This window comes from Burkholderia sp. MSMB617WGS (assembly GCF_001532025.2).
Taxonomy (GTDB): domain Bacteria; phylum Pseudomonadota; class Gammaproteobacteria; order Burkholderiales; family Burkholderiaceae; genus Burkholderia; species Burkholderia savannae.
Window position 1 is genome coordinate 895101 of sequence record NZ_CP013458.1, and the last position, 24529, is coordinate 919629.

At 68.1% G+C, this 24529-nt stretch carries 20 protein-coding genes; 7 read left to right on the forward strand and 13 right to left on the reverse strand.

All coding sequences use genetic code 11. From position 1 onward, the window contains the following. Positions 1 to 145: 145 nt before the first annotated feature. From WT60_RS24390 to WT60_RS24410, 4 genes are all read right to left on the reverse strand, one after another. Positions 146 to 1498 (reverse strand): type II toxin-antitoxin system HipA family toxin, encoded by a 1353-nt coding sequence (locus WT60_RS24390; protein ID WP_059670530.1) that lies wholly within the window; start codon positions 1496 to 1498, stop codon positions 146 to 148. After that, the gene (locus WT60_RS24395) at positions 1495 to 1923 is read right to left on the reverse strand and encodes a helix-turn-helix transcriptional regulator (RefSeq protein WP_059670531.1); all 429 of its coding nucleotides are present in this window, start codon (positions 1921 to 1923) and stop codon (positions 1495 to 1497) included. The genes WT60_RS24390 and WT60_RS24395 overlap by 4 nt, the downstream gene beginning before the upstream one ends. Positions 1924 to 2613: 690 nt before the next feature. Continuing rightward, positions 2614 to 3450 (reverse strand): taurine dioxygenase, encoded by an 837-nt coding sequence (tauD, locus tag WT60_RS24405; RefSeq protein WP_060356748.1) that lies wholly within the window; start codon positions 3448 to 3450, stop codon positions 2614 to 2616. A gap of 43 nt (positions 3451 to 3493) precedes the next feature. Then, positions 3494 to 3814 carry a hypothetical protein gene (locus WT60_RS24410; protein ID WP_236860917.1) on the reverse strand — a complete coding sequence of 107 codons (321 nt, stop codon included), beginning with the start codon at positions 3812 to 3814 and terminating at the stop codon, positions 3494 to 3496. On the opposite strand from WT60_RS24410, the gene tauA reads away from it, so the two are divergent. Genes tauA through WT60_RS24425 form a run of 3 tightly spaced genes read left to right on the forward strand, consistent with a single transcriptional unit; the run spans position 3813 to position 6480 of the window. Beyond that, positions 3813 to 4823: a taurine ABC transporter substrate-binding protein gene (tauA, locus tag WT60_RS24415; protein WP_038743780.1), complete on the forward strand. Its 1011-nt coding sequence runs from the start codon at positions 3813 to 3815 to the stop codon at positions 4821 to 4823. The two genes, WT60_RS24410 and tauA, sit on opposite strands and share 2 nt — an antisense overlap. Positions 4824 to 4843: 20 nt before the next feature. Beyond that, positions 4844 to 5626 (forward strand): ATP-binding cassette domain-containing protein, encoded by a 783-nt coding sequence (locus tag WT60_RS24420; protein ID WP_059576046.1) that lies wholly within the window; start codon positions 4844 to 4846, stop codon positions 5624 to 5626. 2 nt (positions 5627 to 5628) lie between these two features. Further along, complete coding sequence (locus WT60_RS24425) at positions 5629 to 6480, forward strand: ABC transporter permease subunit (protein ID WP_060356749.1); 852 nt, start codon at positions 5629 to 5631, stop codon at positions 6478 to 6480. A gap of 300 nt (positions 6481 to 6780) precedes the next feature. On the opposite strand, the gene WT60_RS24430 is transcribed toward WT60_RS24425, so the two are convergent. From WT60_RS24430 to WT60_RS24480, 8 genes are all read right to left on the reverse strand, one after another. Continuing rightward, a complete protein-coding gene (locus WT60_RS24430) occupies positions 6781 to 8106 on the reverse strand; it encodes an NADH:flavin oxidoreductase/NADH oxidase family protein (RefSeq protein ID WP_060356750.1) in 1326 nt (441 codons plus the stop codon). A 505-nt stretch (positions 8107 to 8611) separates the two neighbouring features. Then, complete coding sequence (locus WT60_RS24435) at positions 8612 to 9220, reverse strand: acyl-homoserine-lactone synthase (RefSeq protein ID WP_038743790.1); 609 nt, start codon at positions 9218 to 9220, stop codon at positions 8612 to 8614. Positions 9221 to 9550: 330 nt separating this feature from the next. Next, the gene (locus WT60_RS24445; protein ID WP_038743794.1) at positions 9551 to 10228 is read right to left on the reverse strand and encodes a LuxR family transcriptional regulator; all 678 of its coding nucleotides are present in this window, start codon (positions 10226 to 10228) and stop codon (positions 9551 to 9553) included. An 840-nt stretch (positions 10229 to 11068) separates the two neighbouring features. Further along, positions 11069 to 12676: an acyl-CoA ligase (AMP-forming), exosortase A system-associated gene (locus WT60_RS24455; protein ID WP_060356752.1), complete on the reverse strand. Its 1608-nt coding sequence runs from the start codon at positions 12674 to 12676 to the stop codon at positions 11069 to 11071. Positions 12677 to 13274: 598 nt separating this feature from the next. Continuing rightward, entirely contained in the window at positions 13275 to 14069 is a 795-nt protein-coding gene (locus WT60_RS24465; RefSeq protein ID WP_060356753.1) for a 2OG-Fe(II) oxygenase, read from the reverse strand. Between the two features lie 127 nt (positions 14070 to 14196). Continuing rightward, entirely contained in the window at positions 14197 to 15783 is a 1587-nt protein-coding gene (locus WT60_RS24470; protein ID WP_059647511.1) for an inorganic phosphate transporter, read from the reverse strand. A 122-nt stretch (positions 15784 to 15905) separates the two neighbouring features. Then, complete coding sequence (locus WT60_RS24475) at positions 15906 to 16310, reverse strand: SRPBCC domain-containing protein (protein ID WP_038743802.1); 405 nt, start codon at positions 16308 to 16310, stop codon at positions 15906 to 15908. A 142-nt stretch (positions 16311 to 16452) separates the two neighbouring features. Further along, the gene (locus WT60_RS24480; RefSeq protein ID WP_038743804.1) at positions 16453 to 16917 is read right to left on the reverse strand and encodes an Lrp/AsnC family transcriptional regulator; all 465 of its coding nucleotides are present in this window, start codon (positions 16915 to 16917) and stop codon (positions 16453 to 16455) included. A gap of 135 nt (positions 16918 to 17052) precedes the next feature. Here WT60_RS24480 and WT60_RS24485 point away from each other — a divergent pair, with 135 nt between their 5' ends. From WT60_RS24485 to WT60_RS24505, 3 genes are all read left to right on the forward strand, one after another. Further along, positions 17053 to 17679: a LysE family translocator gene (locus WT60_RS24485; protein ID WP_060356760.1), complete on the forward strand. Its 627-nt coding sequence runs from the start codon at positions 17053 to 17055 to the stop codon at positions 17677 to 17679. A 415-nt stretch (positions 17680 to 18094) separates the two neighbouring features. Next, positions 18095 to 19687 carry a S53 family peptidase gene (locus WT60_RS24490; protein WP_060356754.1) on the forward strand — a complete coding sequence of 531 codons (1593 nt, stop codon included), beginning with the start codon at positions 18095 to 18097 and terminating at the stop codon, positions 19685 to 19687. 533 nt (positions 19688 to 20220) lie between these two features. Next, a complete protein-coding gene (locus WT60_RS24505) occupies positions 20221 to 21888 on the forward strand; it encodes a peptidase S1 (protein WP_059576027.1) in 1668 nt (555 codons plus the stop codon). 782 nt (positions 21889 to 22670) lie between these two features. Here the strand turns inward: WT60_RS24505 and WT60_RS24515 are convergent. Next, the gene (locus tag WT60_RS24515) at positions 22671 to 23561 is read right to left on the reverse strand and encodes a LysR family transcriptional regulator (RefSeq protein ID WP_038743812.1); all 891 of its coding nucleotides are present in this window, start codon (positions 23559 to 23561) and stop codon (positions 22671 to 22673) included. A gap of 129 nt (positions 23562 to 23690) precedes the next feature. Between WT60_RS24515 and WT60_RS24520 the strand changes: the two genes are divergently transcribed. Beyond that, positions 23691 to 24416: a pirin family protein gene (locus WT60_RS24520; protein ID WP_038743814.1), complete on the forward strand. Its 726-nt coding sequence runs from the start codon at positions 23691 to 23693 to the stop codon at positions 24414 to 24416. The last annotated feature ends 113 nt before the right edge of the window (positions 24417 to 24529 follow it).

Consider the following 24529-nt stretch of genomic DNA (forward strand, 5'->3'; position numbering starts at 1 on the left):
TCGATCGTCGCCGTCGTCGAGAACGCCTGCGGCCGGTACGCGGGGCCGGGCGCGCGCGGCCTCGGCCTCATCGCAGCGCTTCATCGAATCACTTTGTCGAGCCGCTTCGTCGAATCACCTCGTCGAATCACCTCATCGCGCCGTCTCATCGCGAGGCCCGCGCCGCCGTTTCGGCCGCGAGCTTCGCATTCAGGCGCAGCATCCCGCTGAAGGTCGCATCGGCGACGTCCATCGGAAAATCGCGCGGCAGCCGGGCCGACACTTCGTCGATGACGCCTGCGGTGCGCGCGGTCAACGCGTCGATCATGTCGTCGACCTCGGCGGGCGCGAAGCCGACGCGCTGGCCCTGCGCGATCCAGTGCCGCCGCTGGATCTGATGGATCAGGTAATGGACGTGCTTGCCGCGCACGCCCATCGCGAGCCGCACGCGCTGCGCCGGCAAGCGGTTCGCCCCCCGGCCGATCACCGGATGCGCGGACAGCACGTCGTATAACGGCGTCGATCGATAGCGGTTGCCGGGCAGATGCGCGATGCTGAAATTCTTCGCGTGGCCGTCGGTCGCGGCGAGCAGCCAGAACACGATCTGCGACGCGAAGAACGCGTGGCGGTCGCCCGCGTGCTCGGAGCCGGCGAGCACGTCCATGATCGCCTCGATGCCGGGCCCGCCGTCGGCCTGATATTTGTCGAGCGCGGACGTGCCCGTCGCCTGGCACATGTCTTCCTGCGGCAGGCGCAGAATCCAGCGCGCGTCGCTCGACGGCCTGCGGTCGAAGCGCTCGACGACGAGCGCCTTCTGCTCGTCGAAGTGCGCGATGTCGCAATGCGCGACCGGCAATCCGTACGCGGCGACGATCTTCGAGCACAGCCATTCGTTTTCGACCGACGTGCGCATGTCGGCGCGCCGGTTGCCGACGAGCCCGAGCGGCAGCTTCAGGATATGCGTGGTCGGCGTGCTGCCGTCGGGCAGCAGCCAGCGGCCGCGATGGCGCAGCAGCGCGGTCTTTTCCTGCGCACCCGCGATCGACAGGCGCAGATCGTCGAGCGGCTCGTGCTGCCCGGCTTGCGGCGCGGATGTGATATCGCGCAGCAGCCGCGCGATGTCCGCATCGGCGAGCGCGCGGCCGCGGATGCGTTCGAGATCGTCCGGCGCTTCGTCGGGCGGCAGCATCTGCAGCGCGCCGACGCAATCGCGGCCGAGCGTCGCGAGCAGCTCGAACGGCGACGTGCCGCCCGTCCTGTAGCGCATCGCGATGCGGCGCCGGATCGGTTCGCTGTCGGGCAGCAGGTTGTCGAAGTAGTCGCTGACGAGCCGGCCGCGATACGGCTGGTTGCCCGGCGTGAACGGCAATGACAGCGATAGCGGGCGGCCCTGCGGATCGGCGATCCATTCGTCGAAGTAGACGAGGCGCTCGCCGTCGCGCGCATGCTCCCAGTAGCCGACGGGCAGGCCGTTCATCCACAGATGCAGGCGCGTGGCGCGCGCGCGGCGGGCGCTCACCAGTCCTCCCGCTTCTTCGGGGCGGCGCGCTTGCGCGCGGGGCGGGGCTGGCGCTCGGCGGCGCGCGGGGCGGGCATCGATTGGCTCGCGGGCGGCGCCGGGCGCTTGGCGGCGGCGCGCCCGCTTCCGGAAGCCTGCGCGGCCTTGCGCGCGGGCAAGGCGATGGCTTGCTTCGCGGCGGGCCTGGCGGAAGCGGTGTGGATGTAGGTGAGCGTGAGCTCGACGTTGAGAACGCGCAGCACCTTGAACAGCCGCTCGACGCTCGCCGACGCCGGATTCGCCTCGAATTGCGCATACGTCTGCTGCGTGACGCCGAGGCGGCTCGCGACCATCGCCTGCGTCAACCCGGCCACCTTGCGGAAGCCGCGCAGGATGGGCCGCAGTTGGTCGAGCGTCTTGATCTCGTGTTCGATGGTGATGGCCATGCGCGCACCTGATTGAAATACAAGGGATTCGCTGTAATCTTAAAAAACAGTTTATATGCTGTGAATCGAATTTACAAGGTTTGAGTTGTATTTCGAGAAAACAGATTATCGTCTGTTTTTTTGGATGCCGGATGCCGGATGCCGGATGATGAGTGTTGATTGTGTGGGCGTGTAGCAAGTCGCGCGACGGCGCGGGAGAGTCGATTTGTCGCGGTGCGCCGCGCGTGCCGATGCGCCGTCCGCGCGGCAACGTTTGCGTGCATGCGGTTTTTCGTTTGCGTCCGACGATTCACGCGTCGCCCCCGTTTTCAAGCGATTTCGGGCTGCATCGAGGCCGTCGGTTTTGCGCCGAGAATTGCGATGGACCATGCGCTTCCAAGCGGCTACGTCCCGTATAATCCGCAGCTTTTTGACAGTCTGACGATCGGTTTCATTCGCGCTTTCGCATCGACGCCGGGCACGGCCGGAGGCGAACGCGCAGCACGAGCGGGATCGAACGAGATCGAGCGGCGGCGCAACGGGGCGCCCGTCTGGTCGAAGTGCGAATCGCACGAATCGCACGAATTGAACGAATCGCACACCGGCGTGTGCCGCCGCCCGGCGCGATTCGCGATCGAAATCGTCAGATCGAAAAAAACGGCAAGCCGGCGATGCCGTTGCGGCGCTCGCGCGCGCCGCGCGTTTTTCACGTCAATACGGCCTGTCGCCGACGATCGTCGCGCGATGCATCACCCGATGCGCGCTGCCGTAGTCGTTCACCGCGTAGTGAATCGTCGAGCGGTTGTCCCAAAATGCGACGTCGCCCGCCTGCCAGCGCCAGCGCAGCGTGAACTCGGGCCGCGACTGGTGGGCGAACAGGAAGCGCAGCAGCGCCGCGCTTTCTTCTTCCGGCAGCTCGTTGATCTCGGTCGTGAAGCCTTCGTTGACGAACAGCGCCTTGCGGCCGTTCTCCGGATGCGTGCGCACGACGGGATGGGTGACGGGCGGATTCTTCATGCGCGTGTCCTCCCAGCGCGCGCGATCGTCGGCGGTGAGCCCGAAGCGCTTCAACGGAAACGACTTCGTGAAGTCGTGCTGCGCGGTGAGGCCGTCGAGCTGCATCTTCACGCGATCGGACAGCGCGCCGTACGCGGCGAAGCCGCTGCCCCACAGCGTGTCGCCGCCCGTCTCGGGCAGCGTGCGCGCGGCGAGGATCGACGCGCTCGGCGGCGTCTCGACGAACGTCACGTCCGTATGCCAGATCGCGTTGTCCTTCAGGTCGAAGACGGCGTTGTCGAGCACCATGATCTCGCGCGCCTGCGGATGCGACGGATAGATCGGGTGAACGTGCAGATCGCCGAAGCCGGCCGCGAAGTCGCGATGCCGAGCGGCGCTCAGGCGCTGATCGCGGAAGAACAGCACCTGATGGTGCGCGAGCGCGTCGCGAATGTCGCGGCGCAAGTCGCCGTCGGCCGCGTTCGCAAGGTCCACGTTGTCGACGATCGCGCCGATCGCGGGCGTCAGTCGGGTCAGTTTCAGTCGAGTCATCGTCGATCCGGGTTCGATGCGGCTTTGAAGCCGCTATCAAGCGCTATGAAGCCGCTATAAAGCCGCTTTGAAACGCTTTGAAATCGCCGCGAAGCGGCGGCTTGCGCAGCCAGCCGCCCGCGCGCCGCGTGCGGCATGTCGCGTGTTGCGCAAAGCCGACAAGTCTCGCAAAACGCATTCGTACGGTGAACCAACGAATTGCGCATTGCTTATCCGCCCGCCGGGATTGCAGCGGGCCCGGCGCGGCCGCGGCATGCGCCGTCTCATATCCTTCGCAGATTTCGTTGTTTAACAGACGACGGGCATCCCGGTAATCTCGACGGCCATCCGAATTCAACGCATCCAGAAGAAGGGAAGGCCTCATGATTCTCAAGCGCATCCTCGCCGCCACGACTTTCGCCGTCGCCGCTTTCGCCGCGGTTCACGCGCAGTTCGCCCATGCGGACACGGTGAACGTCGCGTATCAGTACGGCGCCGATCCGGCGAAGCTCGCGCAGGCGGGCGCCGCGTACGAGAAGGCCACCGGCTGGAAGATCAACTGGCGCCGCTTCGATTCGGGCGCGGACGTCGTCGCGGCGCTCGCGTCCGGCGACGTGCAGATCGGCGACGTCGGGCAGAGCCCGTTTACCGCCGCCGTGTCGCGCGGCGTGCCGATCCAGGCGGTCGTGCTGAACGCGATCACCGGCGTGTCCGAGGCGCTCGTCGTGCGCAGCGGCGCGCACATCGACAAGCCGGCCGATCTCGTCGGCAAGACGATCGCAACGCCTTACGCGTCGAACTGCCACTACGCGCTGCTCGCGGCGCTCAAGCATTGGGGCATCGATGCGCAGCGCGTGAAGATCGTGAATCTCGGGCCGACCGAGATCGTCGCCGCGTGGGAGCGGGGCGTGATCGACGCCGCCTACACGTGGGACCCGGCGCTCGGCCGCGCGAAGGCGAGCGGCGGCAAGGTGCTCGTCGATTCGGCGCAAGTCGGCAAGTGGGGCGCGCCGACGTTCGATCTGTGGGCGGTGCGCAGCGATTTCGCGCGCGCGCATCCGGATTTCGTATCGAAGTTCGTCAACGTGACGACGCAGGCGATCGCCGACTATCGCGCGAACGCAAAGGCGTGGACGAGCGCGTCGCCGCAAGTCGCCGCGATCTCGCGGCTGAGCGGCGCGACGACGGGCGACATTCCGCAGCTGCTCGCCGGCAATCTCTATCCGACCGCGTCCGAGCAGGCGTCGCCCGAACTGCTCGGCGGAGGGACGGCCGCCGCGATCGCATCGACCGCGCGTTTCCTGAAGGAGCAGCGCAAGATCGACCGCGTGCTGCCCGACTATCGACCGACGGTGACGGACCAGTTCGTCCGCGCATCGGTCGCGGCGCGCTGATTCGACGCGGCGGCATCGGCATGGCGAAGCTCTGCGCGCAACAGGTGTCCGTCGTCTACGAATCGCGCCGCGGCGCGTTGACGGCGCTCGATAACGTATCGATGTCGGTCGGCAGCGGCGAGATCGCCGTCGCGCTCGGCGCGTCCGGCTGCGGCAAGAGCACGCTGCTGTCGCTCCTTGCCGGCTTTCAGCGGCCGACGTCGGGCCGCGTCACCGCCGACGGCGCGCCCGTCGCGGGGCCGGGCGCCGATCGCGGCGTCGTGTTTCAGGACGACGCGCTGATGCCGTGGCTGAACGTGATCGACAACGTCGCGTTCGGTCTGCGGATGCAGGGCGTCGGCCGCGATGCGCGAAACGCGCGTGCGCGCGACGTGCTGCGGCTCGTGAAGCTCGCGGGCTTCGAGCAGCATCGCATCGACGAGATCTCGGGCGGAATGCGTCAGCGCGTCGGGCTCGCGCGCGCGCTGGCAGCGGACCCGTCGTTCCTGCTGATGGACGAGCCGCTCGGCGCGCTCGATGCGCTCACGCGCGAGCACATGCAGACACTGCTGCTCGACGTGTGGCGCGCGACCGGCAAGGGGATTTTTCTGATCACGCACAGCGTCGAGGAGGCGGTGCTGCTCGCGACCGAGCTGCTGATCCTGTCGCCGCGGCCCGGGCGCATCGTCGCGCGCCATTCGCTCGACTTCGCGCGGCGTTACGCGAACGGCGAATCGATGCGCTCGATCAAGAGCGATCCGCGCTTCACCGAAATCCATCTCGCGCTCGTCGAGCAATTGATGCGAGAAACCGAGGAGGTCTGACTTTGGCCGCGACCGAACAGCATCGGGATTTTCCTGTGCCGCTTGCTTCGACGGGCGTGCCCGCGGCATCGCGAGCGCGTCGCAGGCCGCGCATGCACGCGGGCCACGCGGCCGCGTTCGCGACATGGGCCGCGCTCGTTCTCGGCTGGTGGCTCGCGGCGCGCTTCGAATGGGTGTCGGCCGCGTTGCTGCCGGGCCCCGAGGCGGTGCTGCGCAAGCTCGTCGCGCTGAGCACCGAGGGCTTCGACGACGCGACGCTCGGCCAGCACGTGTTCGCGAGCCTGTCGCGGATCGCGACGGCGTTCGCGCTTGCGGTCGTCACCGCGATTCCGGCCGGCATCCTGATCGCGACGAACCGGATCGTGCGCGGCGTCGTCGATCCGATCGTCGAGTTCTACCGGCCGATTCCGCCGCTCGCGTATTTGCCGTTGATGGTCGTCTGGTTCGGAATCGGCGATGCGTCGAAGATCCTGCTGATCTTTCTGACGATGTTCGCGCCGCTGACGATCGCGACCGCCGCAGGCGCGAGCGGCGTATCGGAGAGCCGCCTGCGCGCGGCCGCGTCGCTTGGCGCGACGCGCGTGAAGCTGCTGCGCCACGTCGTGCTGCCGAGCGCGCTGCCGGACATCCTGACGGGCGTGCGCATCGCGCTCGGCGCGGGCTGGTCGACGCTCGTCGCGGCGGAGCTGATCGCGGCCACGCGCGGGTTGGGCTTCATGGTGTACTCGGCGTCGCGATTCCTCGTGACGGACGTCGTGATCGCGGGGATTCTCGTGATCGGTGCGATCGCGCTCGCGCTGGAAATCGGCTTGCGCGCGCTGCAGCGGCGCTTGACGCCGTGGCGGGCGGAATAGCTCGGTTCGTGCGGGCGTGGCGGCGCGGCGCGTTCGTTCCGGCGATACGGGGCGATATGGGGCGATGCCGCGCGGTGATCGCCGCTCGCGAGGCGCCGTTCTCGAGCGTCGAGCGACACTGATGTGAAGACCCGTTTGCGCGCGTGATCGCGATGTCTGACGCGCAAGCGCTGCGGCCAGCGCCGCGCGTCATCGTCATCTCATCGCAATTGTCATCGGCATCGTCAATCGGTATCGTCATCGCGCCGACCGGCGACGCCGCGCGACGCGACTCGCCCCGCTCAATGCGCGTCGTACAGCTCAATGCGCGTCGTGCCGCTGACCGCCGACGACCGACGTCCCCGAGCGGTGCGCCGCCGACGCTTCGGATGACGAAGCACGCAGGCGGCGCGCCTTGAAGATCGCACAGCCCTTCGACGACAGATCGAACAGGAACGACTTCAGCGCGTTCTCGTCGGGAATCGGATTGCGGCCCTTGCCGATCCGGTGGAGCTGTCGCGTGTACCACGTCACCTCGAGCGAGCCGAGGCTGTCGAAGTACTTGACGCCCGTGCTGAGCGGCTTCACGCGGTGCAGCGTTTCCTCGCCGCGCAGCAGGCGCGCGGGCGCGTCGGGCTCGATCGCGAGGATGCGCCCGAGGCCGATCAGGTCGAGCGCGCCGCCGCGCAGCGGCGCTTCCATGCCGGCGAGGCTGCGGAAGCCGCCCGTCACCATCAGCGGCACCTTCACTTGCGCGCGCACCTTTTCGGCGAAAGCGAGGAAATACGCCTCGCGCGCGATCGTCGACGCCTTGCGGTCGCCGAGCTGCATCACGGGCACCTCGTAGGTTCCGCCGGAGATCTCGATCAGATCGATGCCCGCCTGCGCGAGCGCGCGGATCACGTCGAGCGATTCGTCCTCGGTGAAGCCGCCGTGCTGGAAGTCGGCGGAATTGAGCTTGATGCCGACCGGAAAGTCGGGGCCGACTCGGCGCCGCACCTCCGCGTACACCGCGAGCACGAAGCGGCGGCGGTTCTCCGCGCTGCCGCCCCATTCGTCGGTGCGCTGGTTGTGCTTCGGCGACAGGAACTGGTTGATCAGGTAGCCATGCGCGCCGTGCAACTGAACGCCGGTGAAGCCGGCCTTTTGCGCGACGGCGGCCGCCGTCCCGTAGCGCCGGATCAGATCGTCGATCTCGGCGCTCGTCAGCGCGCGCGGCACCGCGAAATACCGAGCCAGCTTCGGGCCGAAGCCGATCGCCGACGGCGCGACGGTCTGCTCGTTGAGCCCGCGCATCGCCTGCTTGCCCGGGTGATTGATCTGCATCCAGATCTCGCTGCCGTGCGCCTTCGCGGCCGTGGCCCACTCGCGCAGCCGCGGCAGGTCGCGTTCGTCCTCGATCACGACGTTGCCGGGCTCGCCGAGCGCCTTGCTGTCGATCATCACGTTGCCGGTGACGAGGAGCCCCGCGCCCGAACTCGACCAGCGCCGGTAAAGCGCGATCAGCTGGGGCGTCACGCGGCCGTCGTGGCCGCAAAGCGCTTCGCTCAGCGCCGATTTCGCGACGCGATTCTTCAGCACGGTGCCGTTCGGCAACGTGAGCGGCTCGGCGAGCAACGCGCCCGCAGCGGGATTCGGATGGGACATGTCGTGACGCTCCGGTTGGGTCGACGGTCAGTTATCCATCGACGAATGTTACATCGCGTGATGTATTGATTGGATCGTAGGTTCAAAATCGGAACCGAGTCAAGACGGAGTGACGCGGACGTCGATGGGGTGCTGGATCGCCAGCGGAGCGGAACCTGGGCGCGAGGCGTCGCCCGCGCGGTGCGCAGTGCGATAACGCGCGGTTGCGCGCAACGCGCGAACTCGCGCCGGAGGCGGCGCGGCAGCGGCGCATGGGCGCGCGGCTCGCTGGAAGACGAGCGCCGCGCATTCATGGAGCGCGCGGCGGGTTCGCGGTCGCCGGCCGCGACTGGCGGCCGGCGAAGTTAGAGGCGTTCATCGAATTCGACGGCGCGTGGTGTCGCGACGCGTCGAAGCGGCATCGAACGGCGAGCCGTGGCGCAAACGCGCGTATTGGGCGTCGAGCGCGCAGAAATCGGCAAAAACGACAAGACGCGCGTCTCGCCGCGACGCGCTCGCGTCGACGTCAATGCATCGACAGACACGACGCGCACTGCGACCGGCCGAACGGCGCGAACGCGAGGCGCGGCAAATCGACCGAGCATGCGGAAACGCCGCCGTCGGCGGACGGCGCAGCGTTGCCGAGGCGCTGCAGCGCGATGCCCGAGCGCCGGTAAAGGCGCTCGATCGACAGCGACATCACGCCGACCACGCGCGTCGCGCCGAGCGACGCGGCCACGGCGAGCACCGACGGAAAGAAGTCCATCCCGAGCGGCTGGCGCTCCGTCGTGCGGCGGCGCCGGCGCGATGCGGCGAAGCGCGACATCTCCCAGACCGCGGGCGATTGCGGCGCGGGCGCCGAGCCGAGCAGATGCGGAAATACGTCGCGCAGCAGATACGGGCCCGTCGTCGGGAGCAAGCGCGCATAACCGCAGATCCCGCGCGCATCGTCGAGCGCGACGACGTGGATCGTCGAAGGACCGTCGAATTCGTCCCATTCCGCACGATCGTCGTGCGCGTGGCCGGCGATCGTCCAGCCGAGCCGACGGACGAACACGTCGTAGCGATACGCGCCGAGATCGGTCTGGACGTGGGGCGGCAGTTCGTCCAATCGGCCCGCGATGATGTATGACATGGCGCTTGGTTCTCCGATGAATCGATCGCCGGGGTGAAGGGAGGGCCCGTGCGATCGCGTATGAACGGTGGCGGTTGCGAGGAACGCGCGTGCGTCGGCCGCGGCCGTTCCGCGGCGCCGCGATTCGCCGCGCTCGTCTTGCAGGCGACGAATGCGGGCCGGCCTCGCCGCTGCACGGCGGCGGCGATGGCGACGGCGACGGCGATGGCGTTCGGAAAGACGGCGGCCGCGGCTCGATCAGGAATGCGATGCAATTGATCGATTGCATCGCGTCGGCACGCGGCGGCGCATGATGCGGGCGGCGCTAACGCATCGGGGCGAGGCGCGCGTTCATGGAAAAATGAGCCCTTGCCGCGTCGCCTTCACGGCGGCGAACGTGCGGCTGCGCGTGTTGAGCTTGTCCATCGCATTCTCGATGTGGAAGTCGACCGTGTACTTGGAGATGTCGAGCATGTTCGCGATGACCCACGACGATTTGCCGCGCGCGACCCAAGTAAGGCATATCTGCTCGCGATCCGTCAGGTGAACGGATGGCGGAATGGGACGGGACGTCCGCATGCTCTGGAACTGCAGATTGAACTGCATGCCGAGCAGATAGGCGTTGCGCCACTTCGCCTCGGCGTCGTGCGTGGGCGCGGTGCCGGACAGACTGACCAGCAGCACGCGCCCGAGCGGCTGGTGCAGCGGGATGCTGATGCCGTGGTCGAGGCCCGCGTCCTCCGCTTCCGTCAGCAGATGCCGCTCGCGCAGATTCGACGTCGCGATGTCGCTCCACGAGAACGGCGTGCTGTACCGGAACGCCGCGCGATGCACCGGATCGATGTTGAAGTAGTCGTTGCGGGTATAGTGCTCGACCCACTCGGACGGATAGTGCAGCGAGATGACGTTGATCGACGCGGGATGCGACGCGCCCGTCAGCTCGACGATTGCATGATGCTGATAGCCGATCTGCAGCGCCGCCTGCCTGAAAGTCTCGATCAGCGTGCGGACGTCGCGCGATTCCGGCAAGGTGGCGGAGAACGTGGGTGTCGAAGCGCTTTCTCCGGACGACGACCCCGCACCGTCGTCTCCACCTGTTCGATATTCGCGTTGAAGCAGCCTGCTCAATTTGCATGCCCCCGTTATTGAAAATCAAGACTTTCGGAAGTGCCGTGTACCGGGTTGGGGACGCGTCGCCAATGAAAATCGGATAACGCAATGACGTAGAAATTGTCCGGAAATAATATCAAATGCAATAACGATTGCAAGAGCGGCGTTCGGATTATCTGAGATTTATTCCGGCATGACGTTCGATATTTTTATCTCAACGGCTCGGATATTTTTCGCTGCCTGCAACGATCCGGCAGGAGAGGCCGCGGGGCGTGACGCGTCCAGTTCGGCGGCCGGAAATTTAAACCGTTGGTGCGATGCAATAGACGAGTTCATTTCATTTTCGCATGAACAAGTCTTTGTGCATGCGTCAGTAAGTGCCGTATCGTTTCGGCAACTCGCCGTCAGTGAAGGATGGTGTCGAGTGGATATTCGAGTGGAATCAGGATTTTAGATGCGCGGTGAATTCTTGTTTTCCGCCGGAATATGGTGGAGCGAATATATTCGTGGCGGAACGCAAGCCGGCGCCGGGAAATGGCGGGACCCGAAGCGATCGGGATGCGACCACGCCACCGCTGCCGAGCGCGCGCTTGCGGGCCGTGATTGCGCTGCAGCACGCCGGGCGGGCGGAATGCGGCGGCGGGCAACGGTCGTGCCCCGCGCATCGTGCATCGAACCGCGCGGCGCGGCGAGGCGTGGTCGGCGCGGCGCGACCGCCCGAAGCGCCGCGCGTCGACGGTCGCTCGGCGCGGCCGGCCGTCAGAGCGATTCGACGAGATTTGCGGCATCCGCGCGCAGCGCGACGCGATCGAATTTTCCGTTCGGATTGCGCAGCAGCGACGCGCGCGCCGCGATCGTGTGCGGCACCATGTATGGCGGCAGTTGCTTCGCGCACCACGTGCGCAGCGCGTCGGGCGTGAACGATTCGGCGCACAGCGGCACGACGACGAGCGTGATCGCCTCGCCGAGCTCGTCGTGCGGCACGCCGAGCGCGACGGCTTCGGCGACGAGACCGCTCGCGTGCGCGACGTCCTCGATCTCCTCCGGGCTGATCCGGTAGCCGGAACTCTTGATCTGCGCATCGTTACGGGAGACGAAATAGAGGAAGCCGTCGTCGTCGCGGCGCACGAGATCGCCCGACCAGACGGCCGTCTCACGCCGTGCGCCGCCCGGCTTCGTCTCGGGCGACGGCCGATAGCGAAACGCGGTGCGCTCGGAATCGTTCCAATAGCCGAGCGTCACGCACGCGCCGACATGAACCAGCTCGCCGACCTCGTTCGGCGCGCACGGCGAGCCGTCGTCGCGCACGACGAGGACCCGCGCGTTCGGCACCGCCTTGCCGATCGAATCGGGGCGGCGATCGACTTCGGCGGGATCGAGGTAGGTCGAGCGGAACGCTTCGGTGAGCCCGTACATCAGATACGGCGACGCATTCGGGAAGAGCGCGCGCAGTGCGCGCAGCACCGGTTGCGGCATGCGGCCGCCGGTGTTCGCGAAATAGCGCAGTCGCGCGCGCGCGTCGTCGGGCCATGCGGCGCGCGAGAGCTGGGCCCACAGCGGCGGCACGCCCGCGAAGCCGGTGATGCGTTCGCGCACGCAGGCGTCGACGACGTCCGCCGGCATCAGATAGTCGACCAGCACGGCGGTCGCGCTCGCGGCCCACGCGGTCGTGAGTTGGCTGAGGCCGGCATCGAAGCTGAGCGGCAGCGCCGCGAGAATGCGATCCTCCGCCGTGTGGCGCAGGTATTGCGCGACGCTCCATGCGCCTTCGAGCAGATTGCGATGGCTCAGCATCACGCCCTTCGGGCGGCCGGTCGAGCCCGACGTGTAGAGGAGCGCGGCGAGATCGGTATCGATCGTGTCAGCTTGCAGCGAGGTTTGCGCGTTGGCGCGCGCGAGCGCCGCGGATTCGGGCGGCGCGTCGGCCTGTATCCATCGCAGATACGTCGTGCGCGACGGCGGCGCGGGCGCTTGCGTTTTTGCGTCGGTCAGGATCACGTACGGCATGTTCGCGGGCACGCCGTCGCCGAGAATCCGCGCGCGCAGCGACGACGTGACGAGGCAGCGCGCGCCGCTGTCGACGAGGATGTGATTGACCTGCTCGGGCTTGAGAGCCGGATTGATCGGCACGAACACCACGCCCGCGGCGGCCGCGCCGAGCATCGCGACGACCGCCTCGACGCGCTTGTCGAGAAAGATCGCGAGCCGCTCGCCCGGCGCGATATCGAGCGCCCGCAATCGCTCGGCGAATGACAGGCCGAGCGCGGCGAGCGCCAGATAGGTCAGCCGAGCGTCGCGCGCGACGAGTGCCTCGGCGTCGGGCGTGCGGCACGGCGCTTGTCCGACCAGATCGAAGAAATTTCGCATGGTTCCACCTTCGTTCAGAAACACGGGCGGCGCACGTCGAGCGATGCTGCGAGGCTTTCGGTGGCTAACGATCGTCGCGCGAACGCGGCCGATCCTGGCTGCCCGAAAGAGTAGCGAATAGGTGCCGCGAGCGGCGGCAGCGAATGGAGGCAAATTGCCGAACGGGGTGATGCCGAACACTGACGGGCGCGTTTGCTTCGTTTCTCGACGGCGCGTTAGCACATTCGAAATGCGTGTGCGCCTTCGTGGAGGAGATCGTCCGCTCGACGCTATCGTCAATTGTCCTGATGAATCTCGCTTGTCGAATTTCGCTTGTCGGCGGTTGCAGTCTTTCGAATCTGTTGCGCGTTTCTTACGGGCGGGCATGCCGCGCGATCGCGTGGCGCATGTCGGCGCGATGGCGAAATCGTGTGCGGGCGACGCGGTTGCGCCGTCGCATCGAATGTTCGTGCGATGCGCATGCGTCCCGGTAAATGGATGCGTGCGCAACCAATTCATTCGAGTCGGCTGCTTTGCGTTTGCAGATCGGAAAGGTCGAGGGGCATGCGCATCGATGCGCATGCATGGCCCGATACGGCGTGCTTTCCCGCGGCGGGTGTCACAACGCGTCGTGAAAGATGATCCCGAGCGTGTGCCGCTGCCCGGCGCGCAAGCGGCTCACGCCATGCCGAAGATTCACCCGGTACGGGCCGCGCGCGCCTTGCACCGGACGATGGTGCACGGCGAAGATGACCGCGTCGCCTTGCTCGAGCGGCACGACGTCGACGCGCGATTGCATGCGCGGCCGTTGCTCGGTGATCACGAATTCGCCGCCCGTGAAATCGGCGCCGGGTTCCGACAGCAAGATCGCCGCCTGCAGCGGAAACACGTGCTCGCCGTACAGATCCTGATGCAGGCAGTTGTAATCGTCTTCGCGGTAGCGCAATAGCAGCGGCGTCGGGCGCAACTGTCCGGCGGCGTGACAGCGCTTGATGAATCGTTCGTGCTCGAGAGGAAAGCGTGCATCGATGCGCATCTGCGCGTGCCAGCGATTCGCGATCGGCGCGAGGTGCGCATAGAGCGCCGTGCGCAGCGCCTGAATCAAGCGCGGCAGCGGATAGCCGAAGTACTTGTATTCGCCGCGCCCGAATCCGTGCCGCGCCATCGTCACGCGGCTGCGGAACAGCGCGTCGCGCGCATAGAGCGCGGCGAGCGCTTCGCACGTGCGGCGCGCGAGCAGGCCGCGGACGATCGCGTGGCCGTCGCGATCGAGGGCCTGTTCGATCGGCCGCCACGAGAGCGCGTCGATTCGCTGCGCGAGCGCGGCCTCGCGCGATGCGACGGGTAAAACCGGGGCGTGCGCCGAGTCGTGTGCGCGGGCGGGCGTCGCGGGTGGTTCGAACGTCGCATTCATCGGCGTTTCCTCGCTGCATCGTGGATGGATCGATGCGGCCAGTCTAGCGAAACGGTCGATGCGTCGCGCTCCGAATCTTGCGCCGCAATCCATGCGGAGCGCTCGCGCGGCGAGCCGTCATCCGGCGTCACACCAGCGCGTGGAAGCCCCAGTAGAGCGCGCCCGCGAGGACGATCGAGGCGGGCAGCGTCAGCACCCAGGCGAGCACGAGGCTGCGCACGGTGCTCCATTGCAGCCCCGAGCCGTTCGCGGCCATCGTGCCGGCGACGCCCGACGAGAGCACGTGCGTCGTCGATACCGGCAGCCCGTACGCGTCCGCCGCGCCGATCGTCAGCATCGCGACGACTTCCGCCGAGGCGCCTTGCCCGTAGGTCAGATGCTGCTTGCCGATCTTCTCGCCGACGGTCACGACGATGCGCCGCCACCCGACCATCGTGCCGAGACCGAGCGCGATCGCGACCGCGACCTTGACCCAGGTCGGAATGAACTTCGTCGCGTGATCGAGCTGCTTGCGATAGTCGTCGAGCGCGCGGCGGTCCTGCGGCGCGAACGCCGGCTGTCCGGTCTTCTCCATCAGGCGCACGGCTTCGGACACCAGATACATCGTGTTGCGCACGTTGTCCGCCTGGCCCTCGGGGACTGTCGCGATCGAGCCCGTCGCGCCGACCTCGGCCGCGAGCGCGTCCGACAACTGCCGGACCGCCGGCAGCGTCGTGCCGCTCAGGCGGCGCGACTGCACGTATGCCTCGACGTCGGCGCGCGGGTTCGGCGACGGCGGCGCGTCGCCCGCGTAGCGCGCAAGCGCTTCGGAGGCCCGATGCGCGACGGCGATGAACGTCTGCGTCTCGCCGGGCGTGACCGCCTTGTTGAGCGCATACGCGGTCGGCACGGTGCCGATCAGGATCAGCATGATGAGCCCCATGCCTTTCTGTCCGTCGTTCGAGCCGTGCGCGAACGACACGCCCGTGCAGGTCAGGATCAGCAGGCCGCGAACCCAGAGCGGCGGCGGCTCGTTCGTCCGCGGCTCGCGATAGAGCGCGGGCACGCGCACGAGCGCCTTCAGCACGGCGAGCAGCAGGCCCGCGCACAGGAAGCCGACGATCGGCGAGAACAGCAGCGATTTGCCGACGCCCGCCGCCTGCGCCCAGTCGACGCCGCTCGTGCCGGACGAGCCGTGCATCAACTGGTTCGCGAGTCCGACGCCGATGATCGAGCCGATCAGCGTGTGCGAGCTCGACGAAGGCAGGCCGAAATACCAGGTTGCGAGATTCCACGCGATCGCCGCGATCAGCAGCGCGAACACCATCGCGAAGCCCGCGCCGTGGCCGACTTGCAGGATCAGTTCGACGGGCAGCAACTGCAGGATGCCGAACGCGACTGCGCCAGTCGACGCCATCACGCCGAGAAAATTCCAGATGCCCGACCAGATGACGGCGACGTTCGGCGTCAGCGAATGCGTGTAGATGACGGTCGCAACCGCGTTCGCGGTGTCGTGAAAGCCGTTGACGAACTCGAAGCCGAGCGCGATCGCGAGCGCGACGCCGAGCAGCAGGTAGGGGAGAGCCGTGTGCTCGCCGACGGGCGCGAGATCCGCGAACAGGTGGACGAGCACGTAGGCGGCGCCGGCCGCGACGAGGGTGACGAGAAGCGCGATGCCCAGATGCCGGGTGCGGCCGAGCTCTTCGCTCGTCGCGGCGGACAGAGGGTGGTTCATGACGGCCCTTGATATGACTGACCGTTCGATCCTAGCGCCCGCGATCAGGCAGTTTGATGACAGCGCTCAAAGGGGGCGCGATTCTTCGGCGGCGCGACGGGCGGACGCAGGGCGGCGCGAGGTCAGCCTCCGATCGCCTGTTCGATCCGCGCGAGCACGGACGGCCAGCCGCGCGCCATGCCTTCGTACGCGATCCGCGCCTGCGGCGCGTCCAGATCGAAGCCCGCATGCTCGAAGAACACGCGCGTGCCGCCGTCCTCGGGCGCGAGCCGCCAGGTGATCGTCGTGTCGAGCGTGCCCTGCGCGAACAGGATCGCGAACCGGCGCTCCGGCTCGACCGTGGTCACTTCGCATGGCTGCTTGCCCCACGGGCCCATGTCGAGCGTGAACCGGTGGCCGTGCGCGGGGCTCACGTCGCCCGCCGCCCACCAGCGCGCGAGCGCCGCGGGCTCGGTGAGCGCCGCCCAGACTTGCGCAGGCGGGCGGGCGACGAATCGTTCGAGGCGGATCGGGGCGGCTTCGTTCATTGGGGCGGGTTCGGCGGCGTTTCGGGGAATACGCATGATAGTGGATGCCGCGCCCGCGGCGTCATAGCCGGCATGCGCGCCGCTCGGCCGCGCGCGTTGGCGCCGTGCCGCGCCCGGCGGCGGCCGCGCGCTTCGCCGGCGCTCATGGAATCGGCAGTTCGGCCTCGCGCTTCACCTCGCGCAGCGACAGCGCCGACTCGATCGACGTGACGCCCGGCAGCACGCGCAGCGTCTCGCGCAGGAACGTCCCGTAATCGTCGAGATCGTGCGCGACGACTTGCAGCAGATAGTCGGCGGAGCCCGACACGTTGTGGCACGACAGGATGCGCGGAATGCCGAGCACCTCGCGCTCGAAGCGGTTGGCGACGCCGCGATCGTGAACCGCGCAGCGCAGCAGCACGAACGCGATGACGCCGAAGCCGAGCGCGTTGCGCGAGATCTGCGCGCGATAGCGCTCGATGTAGCCGTCGCTTTCGAGGCGCTTCAGGCGGCGCGCGCACGGCGTTTCGCTCAGCCCCACCGAGTCGGCGAGGCGGGCGACCGGAATGCGTCCGTCGAGCTGCACTGCGGCGAGGATGGCGCGGTCGGTTTTGTCGAGATCGATCATGGTGTGGGGATGCTCTAAAAAATCGGTTTCTAGTAGTGTATTCCAATAATTCCGTCGTGCTGGAAGGCTAAATTAGCCAAATAACCCTCGTTGAGCAGGGGCAACATGGAACCCTTTCCGAATCCGGGCTTGACCATGTTTTCCGCTCATTTGCTGCTCGTCTACATCGCCGCCGTCGTCGCCGTCTACGCGGTGCCCGGGCCGGACATGGCGTTCGTGCTGCAAACGGGCATCGGCCGCGGCGCGCGGCACGGCGCGGCCGCTGCCGCGGGGCTCGGGCTCGCGCGCGCCGTGCACGTGACGCTGTCCGCGTGCGGCGTCGCCGCGCTCCTCAAGAGCGCGCCGTGGCTCTACGAAACCGTGCGCTACGGCGGCGCGCTGTACCTCGCGTACGTCGCGGTGCAGATCTTCCGCTCGCCGGCGTTCGCGCTGTCCGACGACGGCGCGGCCGAGCCCGCCGCGCGGCTGCGCCATACGTTCGTCAAAGGCCTGCTCACCAACCTGCTGAACCCGAAGGCGCTGCTGTTCTGCTCGGTGCTGCTGCCGCAGTTCGTCCAACGGGGCGGCGCGCCGGTGATCGTGCAAATGGCGATGCTCGGTGCCGTGCTCGTGCTCGCGGGCCTGTGCTTCGATCTCGCGTGCGTCGCCGGCGCGGCGCGCATCGCGGGATGGTTGCGCGCGCATCCGCTTGCGCAGACCGCGCAGCGCTGGACGTTTTCGGCCGTGCTGCTCGGTTTTGCGCTGCGACTGTCGATCGACTGACCTGCCGCGCGCGAGCGCCGGCATCGGCTCCGGCGGCGACGCGCGAAGCCGCCCGCGCGTGCGAAGCAACTAACCGCGAAATGCCGGCATCCGCGCGCCGCGCGCGCGTTGCGCCACACGCGCGCGCCGCACGCACACGCACACGCACACGCACACACGCACACGCACACGCACACGCACACGCACGCCGCGCCGCGCCGCGCCGAACTTCGCGAATGCGCAGGCGCACGCCTTCGCGAACGCTCGAGAGGCCGATACAGGATCGCCGCGCGTGCTTTACACTTGCTCTGCCGTACTGTCGCACGGTCCTGTCGACGGCGTGTGTGCGCCGTCCGACATACCGCCCGGAACTGCGATCGCGCGACCGTGTCCGAATCCTGGCAACCCGTTATCACGGCTTCTGGAGGACTCGAATATGGCAAGGCATCTTCACGCCGGCAACGAACCGCCGATCGTCGCCGAATCCACGTGCATCGGTCCGTGCGATCCGGCCGAGACGATCCGTGTGGTGGTGATGTTGCGGCGGCAGGAAGAGCAGCACCTCGATTCGCTGTTGCAAGGCCTCGCGAGCGGCGATCCCGACGCGAAGCCGGTTTCGCGCGAAGCGTTCGCGCAGCGTTTCTGCGCGCACCCCGACGATGTCGGCAAAGTCGAGGCGTTCGCGAAGCAGCACGGCCTGACGGTCGCGCGCGTCGATCCGGTCGAGAGCCTCGTCGTGCTGTCGGGCACGATCGCGCAGTTCGAGGCGGCGTTCGGCGTGAAACTGCAGCGCTTCGAGCACCGGACGATCGGCCAGTATCGCGGCCGCACGGGCGATATCGCGCTGCCAGACGAGTTGCACGACGTCGTCACCGCGGTGCTCGGGCTCGACAACCGTCCGCAGGCCCGGCCGCATTTCCGGCTGCGGCCGACTTTCCAGCCGGCGCGCGGCGGCGCGGCCGTCACCTACACGCCGCCGCAGCTCGCATCCCTGTATGGTTTTCCGCCCGGCGACGGCGCGGGCGAGTGCATCGCGATCGTCGAGCTCGGCGGCGGGTATCGGCCGGCCGAGATCCAGCAGTATTTCAGCGGCCTCGGGCTCGATCGGCAGCCGAAGCTCGTCGACGTGAACGTCGGCGCCGGCCGCAATGCGCCGACGGGCGACCCGAGCGGGCCGGACGGAGAAGTCGCGCTCGATCTCGAGGTCGCGGGCGCGATCGCGCCCGGCGCGACGCTCGCCGTCTATTTCGCGCAGAACAGCGACGCGGGCTTCATTCAGGCGGTCAACCAGGCGGTGCACGACACGACGAACCGGCCGTCGGTCGTGTCGATCAGTTGGGGCGGCCCGGAGGCCGCGTGGACGTCGCAATCGCTGCAGGCGTTCAACCGCGTGCTGCAGTCGGCCGCGGCGCTCGGCGTGACCGTGTGCGCGGCGTCCGGCGACGCCGGCTCGGCCGACGGCGTGCAGGACGGCGCGAACCACGTCGACTTTCCGGCGTCGAGCCCGTACGTGCTCGCGTGCGGCGGCACGCGGCTCGATGCGCTGCCGGGGCAGGGCATCCGCAGCGAGGTCGTATGGAACGACGACGCGGCGGGCGGCGGTTCGACGGGCGGCGGCGTGAGCGACGTGTTCGATTTGCCGGACTGGCAGAAGGGGCTGAGCGCGACGCTCGCGCGGGGCGGCGCCGCGTCGCCGCTCGCGAAGCGCGGCGTGCCCGACGTCGCGGGCGACGCGTCGCCCGCGACGGGCTACGAGGTGCTCGTCGGCGGCACGTCGGCGGTGATGGGCGGCACGAGCGCCGTCGCGCCGCTCTGGGCCGCGCTCGTCGCGCGGATCAACGCGGCGGCGGGCAGTTCCGCGGGCTGGATCAACCCGAAGCTGTACCGGAACGCGGGCGCGCTGCGCGACGTCACGGTCGGCGACAACGGCGCGTACGCGGCGACGCCCGGCTGGGACGCATGCACGGGGCTCGGCAGCCCGGACGGCGCGAAGGTCGTGGCGGCGCTCAAGAGCGGTGCCACGGGGTGATCGCGGGCCGATGCGACGGCTGGCGGTGCGTCGCGGGCCGCCGCGCCGCCGCATCCGGCGCGGCGGTTCGCAGGCTGCGGCGTCGCGGCGCTTGACGCGCGCGCGGCGCCATTCGAGATTGGCGGCGCGGGATCGATAGAGGCGGTTCCGGTCGCGGCGCTCCGGCGGCGTCGGCGCGCGGCGCATCGATCATGCCGGCGGGCCGTTCGTCGCCGCGGCGACGACGCGGCGGGCCGCGATGTCGCACGGCCGACGCGGCGGCGATGTCGGGGCTTTCCGGCTCGCCGTGCGGTGACGCCGGCATTCCGGCATCACGGCATTCCGGCATCACGGCTGTGCTTCGCCGCTTCGCCGTTGCGGCGAGGCGGCGACGGCAAAGGCGGCGGCCGCGCATTGCGCGAAGCCGGCCCCGGGGCCGGCTCGCCGTGACCGGCCGCTCGCGATGCGCGCGCGGCCGCGATCGGCGGCAAACGGTTTGGCACGATTGACGATTCGTTCATGCACCCTCCAATAGAACCAGAAGGAGCAGCACGATGAGCATCGATTCGACTTCTTCGGGCGGCACGCAGCCGCTCCATCATGGCGCTTCCGCTTCGGTTCACGCGCCGCCGCCGATCGTCGCGGCGCCGAAGCGCGACGGCGACCAGCCGTTCTTCGATCCGGTCGCGTACGGCAATGGCCCCGACGATTCGGTGACGGACACGACCGAGGCCGCCGCGATCACGCATCACACGATCCAGATCGACGGCCGCACGATCGCGTACACGGCGACGGCGGGCCATCTCGTGACCGTCGACGCGAGCAGTTCGCAGCCGAACGCGAAGATCTTCTACGTCGCGTTCACGCAGGACGGCCAGCAGGAGCAAACGCGGCCGGTCACGTTCTTCTACAACGGCGGGCCGGGCTCGTCGGCGGTGTTCGTGCTGCTCGGCTCGTTCGCGCCGCGGCGGATCAGGACGTCGATGCCGAGCTTCACGCCGCCCGCGCCGTACCGGATGGAGGACAATCCGGACAGCCTGATCGACAAGAGCGACCTCGTGTTCATCAATCCGGTCGGCACCGGCTACTCGGCGGCGGTCGCGCCGCACAAGAACCGCGATTTCTGGGGCGTCGACCAGGACGCGAACTCGATCAAGCAGTTCATCAAGCGCTTTCTGACGAAGAACAACCGCTGGAATTCGCCGAAATTCCTGTTCGGCGAATCGTACGGCACCGCGCGCAGCTGCGTGCTCGCCTACAAGCTGCACGAGGACGGCGTCGACCTGAACGGGATCACGCTGCAATCGTCGATCCTCGACTACAAGCAGGCGGGCAATCCGGTGGGCGCGCTGCCGACCGCCGCGGCCGACGCGTGGTATCACAAGCGGCTCGGCGTCGCGCCGGCGCCGGCCGATCTCGGCGCGTTCGTCGAGGAGGTCGCGCAGTTCGCGCGCACTGGCTATCTCGACGCGCTGCGCAAGTTCCCGCAGCCCGACGAGGCGGTGGTCAAGAAGCTGTCCGGCTACACCGGCATCGACACGACGACGCTCCTGTCGTGGAGCCTCGACGTCGCGAGCTACGACACGCGCGGCAACGCGCTCTTCCTGACGACGCTCCTGAAGGCGAGCGGCCTCGCGCTCGGTGCATACGACGGCCGCGTGACGGGGATCGAATCGGGGATCGCGGGCAAGATCGATCCGAACTCGGGCGGCAACGATCCGACGATGACGGCCGTGTCGGGCGTCTACACGGCGATGTGGAACTCGTATCTGAACGAGCAGCTGAAGTACACGTCGAACTCGTCGTTCGCCGACCTGAACGATCAGGCGTTCAAGTTCTGGGACTTCGGCCACATCGATCCGACGGGCGCGCAGCAGGGCGTCGACGCGAAGGGCAACGTGATCCTCTACACGGCGGGCGATCTCGCGGCGACGATGGCGCTGAACGTCGATCTGAAGGTGCTGTCGGCGAACGGCTTCTACGATTTCGTCACGCCGTTCTATCAGACGGTGCTCGATCTTCAGCAGATGCCGCTCGAGGATGCGACGGTGCGGCGGAACCTGTCTGCGCGGTTCTATCCGTCGGGACACATGGTGTATCTCGACGGCGGTTCGCGCGCCGCGCTCAAGCACGATCTCGCGCAGCTGTACGAATCGGCGGTGCACGACACCGCGGCCGTGATGCGGATTCGCGCGTTGCAGGAGAAGACGCGCGGGGCGTGATTCCGGCGATGCGACGAGCGCCCGAAATGCCTGGGTTTCAGGGCTTTGTCGGGCGCTCGCCGTGCTGGCTGCGGTCGAGCGCCGCCGCGCCGACGCTGGTCCCGGGATTCGTCGGCGGGCTTGGTCGGATGGTTTCGATGATCTGAAACCGCATGCGGGGACGCGTTCGTCTCGATTCTCGATTCTCGATGCCGCGCGGTCAGCGCGCGAACATGCCCGTCGCTTGGGCGATGGAGGCCGCTTCGCGCCGCTCGTTCAGCAGCAGAGCGAAACTATCGGCAGATTCGTTGCGCGATGCCTGATGGTCGAGAGCGCACGCTCGGGCCGCATTCACGAAGCGCGCCGGTGGCGGGAATGGTGGGAGCGGCGCGGAGCATGACCTTCCCGTGTCGTCCGGGACATCTCGGTCGATGCGATGGAATCGGGAGGCGGGGAAGCGCCACACAACGGCCGAATGGCCCGGCTTCCCAATCAACCGCCCGACCGCTTGACTGCTTGATTGCCCGACTGCCCGACTGCCCGACTGCCCGACTGCCCGACTGCCCGATTGCCCGATTGCCCGACTGCCCGATTGCCCGATTGCCCGACTGCCCGACTGCCCGACTGCCCGACTGCCCGACTGCCCGACTGCCCGACTGCCCGACTGCCCGACTGCCCAACCACCCAACCACCCAACCACCCAACCACCCAACCACCCAACCACCCAACCACCCAACCACCCAACCACCCAACCACCCAACCACCCAACCACCCAACCACCCAACCACCCGAGTCGCCGCCGCTCACCGGGAAAAGCGCTCGCGCAGCCGCTCCTCGATGAATCCGAGAAACACCCGGCAGGCCGACATGTCTTGCCGATGCTGCGGATACACGGCGTTGACGGGCAGCGGCGCCTGCGCGAACGGCTCGAGCACCGCCACGAGCTGGCCCGCGTCCAGCGCGGGCTCGACGATGAAGTGCGGCAGCAGCGCGATGCCGAGCCCCGCGACAGCCGCGTCGCGGATCACGTCGCCGTTGTTCGCGAGCAGCGCGCCTTGCACTTCGAATGTGCGGCGCGCGCCGTCGATCGCGAACTCCCAGCCGGTTCGGCCTTCCTGGCCGTACAGCAGGCAGACGTGCGCGTGCAGATCGGCGGGCGTCGCCGGCGCGCCTCGCTTGCGCCGATAGGCCGGACTGCAGCACGCGACCATCCGCAGCGCGCCGAGACGGCGTGCGATCAGCGTCGAATCGGGCAGCGCGCCGATGCGCAGCGCGAGATCGAATCCTTCGCCGATCAGGTCGACGTGGCGGTCGCTCAGCTCGACGTGCAGCCGCACGGCCGGGTGCTGGACGAGGAACTCGGCGATCAGCGGCGACAAGCGCGTGATGCCGAACGACATCGGCGCGCTGATCTTCAGCGTTCCGCGCAGGTCGCCGCGGCGCGCGGACATCGCTTCTTCCGTTTCCGCGATCTCGGCGAGGATGCGCGTCGCGCGCGCATGGAACTCCTGGCCGAGCTCCGTCACCGCGAGCTTGCGCGTGTTGCGCACGAGCAGCCGGACGCCGAGCGACGCCTCGAGCGCCATCACGCGCCGGCTGACGAACTGCTTGGACAGCAGGAGCTTGTCGGCCGCGCCCGTGAAGCTTCCCGCTTCGACTGTCGCGACGAATATCCGGAGGTCGTCGAATTGCATGATTGTCCACCAATATGAGACAGTAATTATCTCTCTGTTTATATATGTATCAAAATAGTTGACGTAAGCTGCAGGCATCGATCGACGAGGCGCGCAACCCGCAGCGCCCGCGATGAAACGGAGGTCATCATGATTGAAGTCAGGGCAGCACATCAACGCGGCCGCGCCGAGCACGGCTGGCTCAGCTCGCGCCATACGTTCTCGTTCGCCGAATACTACGATCCGGCGCAAGTCGGGTTCTCGGACCTGCTCGTGATCAACGACGATCGCGTCGCGCCCGGCCGCGGCTTCGGCATGCATCCGCACCGCGACATGGAAATCCTGTCGTACGTGCTCGAAGGCGCGCTCGAACATCGCGACACGATGGGCACGGGCTCCGTGATCGTGCCGGGCGACGTGCAGCTGATGAGCGCGGGCAAGGGCATCGCGCACAGCGAATTCAACCATTCGTCGGCGCAGCCCGTGCATTTCCTGCAGATCTGGATCGGGCCGGCGGTGCGCGGCGTCGAGCCGCGCTACCAGCAGACGAGCGTGAGCGACGGCGACAAGCGCGGGAAGCTGCGCCTCATCGTGTCGCCGGAAGGGCAGGACGGCTCGCTGAAAATTCGCCAGGACGCGCGGGTGTACGCGGGCCTGTTCGACGGCGATGCGAGCGAGCGGTTCGTGCTGCCGCCGCAGCGTTTCGCGTACGTGCACGTCGCGCGCGGATCGGTGACGGTGAACGGCGTCGCGCTGCAAGAGGGCGACGGCGCGCGGATTCGCGACGAGCAGGCGCTGCAAATCGAGAACGGCAGGCAGGCGGAGGTCTTGCTGTTCGATTTGCGGCCGATCGAAGTCACCGCGGAATGGGCGTGACGACGTCGCGCGGGGGCGGCCCGTGCGCGGACGGCCGCGGCGCGGGCCATCCCGCGCGCGCGGTTCGGCCGCGGGCCGTTCGCGGCGATTAAAGCGCGCAGCGATTTCGCGCG

What these genes read in the sequence shown, in the direction of transcription:
- WT60_RS24395 (WP_059670531.1), bottom strand. Translation starts at nt 1,923, where the DNA reads ATGGCCATCACCATCGAACACGAGATCAAGACGCTCGACCAACTGCGG.
- tauD (WP_060356748.1), bottom strand. Translation starts at nt 3,450, where the DNA reads ATGACTCGACTGAAACTGACCCGACTGACGCCCGCGATCGGCGCGATC.
- tauA (WP_038743780.1), top strand. Translation starts at nt 3,813, where the DNA reads ATGATTCTCAAGCGCATCCTCGCCGCCACGACTTTCGCCGTCGCCGCT.
- WT60_RS24410 (WP_236860917.1), bottom strand. Translation starts at nt 3,814, where the DNA reads ATGAGGCCTTCCCTTCTTCTGGATGCGTTGAATTCGGATGGCCGTCGA.
- WT60_RS24420 (WP_059576046.1), top strand. Translation starts at nt 4,844, where the DNA reads ATGGCGAAGCTCTGCGCGCAACAGGTGTCCGTCGTCTACGAATCGCGC.
- WT60_RS24430 (WP_060356750.1), bottom strand. Translation starts at nt 8,106, where the DNA reads ATGTCCCATCCGAATCCCGCTGCGGGCGCGTTGCTCGCCGAGCCGCTC.
- WT60_RS24435 (WP_038743790.1), bottom strand. Translation starts at nt 9,220, where the DNA reads ATGTCATACATCATCGCGGGCCGATTGGACGAACTGCCGCCCCACGTC.
- WT60_RS24455 (WP_060356752.1), bottom strand. Translation starts at nt 12,676, where the DNA reads ATGCGAAATTTCTTCGATCTGGTCGGACAAGCGCCGTGCCGCACGCCC.
- WT60_RS24465 (WP_060356753.1), bottom strand. Translation starts at nt 14,069, where the DNA reads ATGAATGCGACGTTCGAACCACCCGCGACGCCCGCCCGCGCACACGAC.
- WT60_RS24470 (WP_059647511.1), bottom strand. Translation starts at nt 15,783, where the DNA reads ATGAACCACCCTCTGTCCGCCGCGACGAGCGAAGAGCTCGGCCGCACC.
- WT60_RS24475 (WP_038743802.1), bottom strand. Translation starts at nt 16,310, where the DNA reads ATGAACGAAGCCGCCCCGATCCGCCTCGAACGATTCGTCGCCCGCCCG.
- WT60_RS24480 (WP_038743804.1), bottom strand. Translation starts at nt 16,917, where the DNA reads ATGATCGATCTCGACAAAACCGACCGCGCCATCCTCGCCGCAGTGCAG.
- WT60_RS24485 (WP_060356760.1), top strand. Translation starts at nt 17,053, where the DNA reads ATGTTTTCCGCTCATTTGCTGCTCGTCTACATCGCCGCCGTCGTCGCC.
- WT60_RS24490 (WP_060356754.1), top strand. Translation starts at nt 18,095, where the DNA reads ATGGCAAGGCATCTTCACGCCGGCAACGAACCGCCGATCGTCGCCGAA.
- WT60_RS24505 (WP_059576027.1), top strand. Translation starts at nt 20,221, where the DNA reads ATGAGCATCGATTCGACTTCTTCGGGCGGCACGCAGCCGCTCCATCAT.
- WT60_RS24515 (WP_038743812.1), bottom strand. Translation starts at nt 23,561, where the DNA reads ATGCAATTCGACGACCTCCGGATATTCGTCGCGACAGTCGAAGCGGGA.
- WT60_RS24520 (WP_038743814.1), top strand. Translation starts at nt 23,691, where the DNA reads ATGATTGAAGTCAGGGCAGCACATCAACGCGGCCGCGCCGAGCACGGC.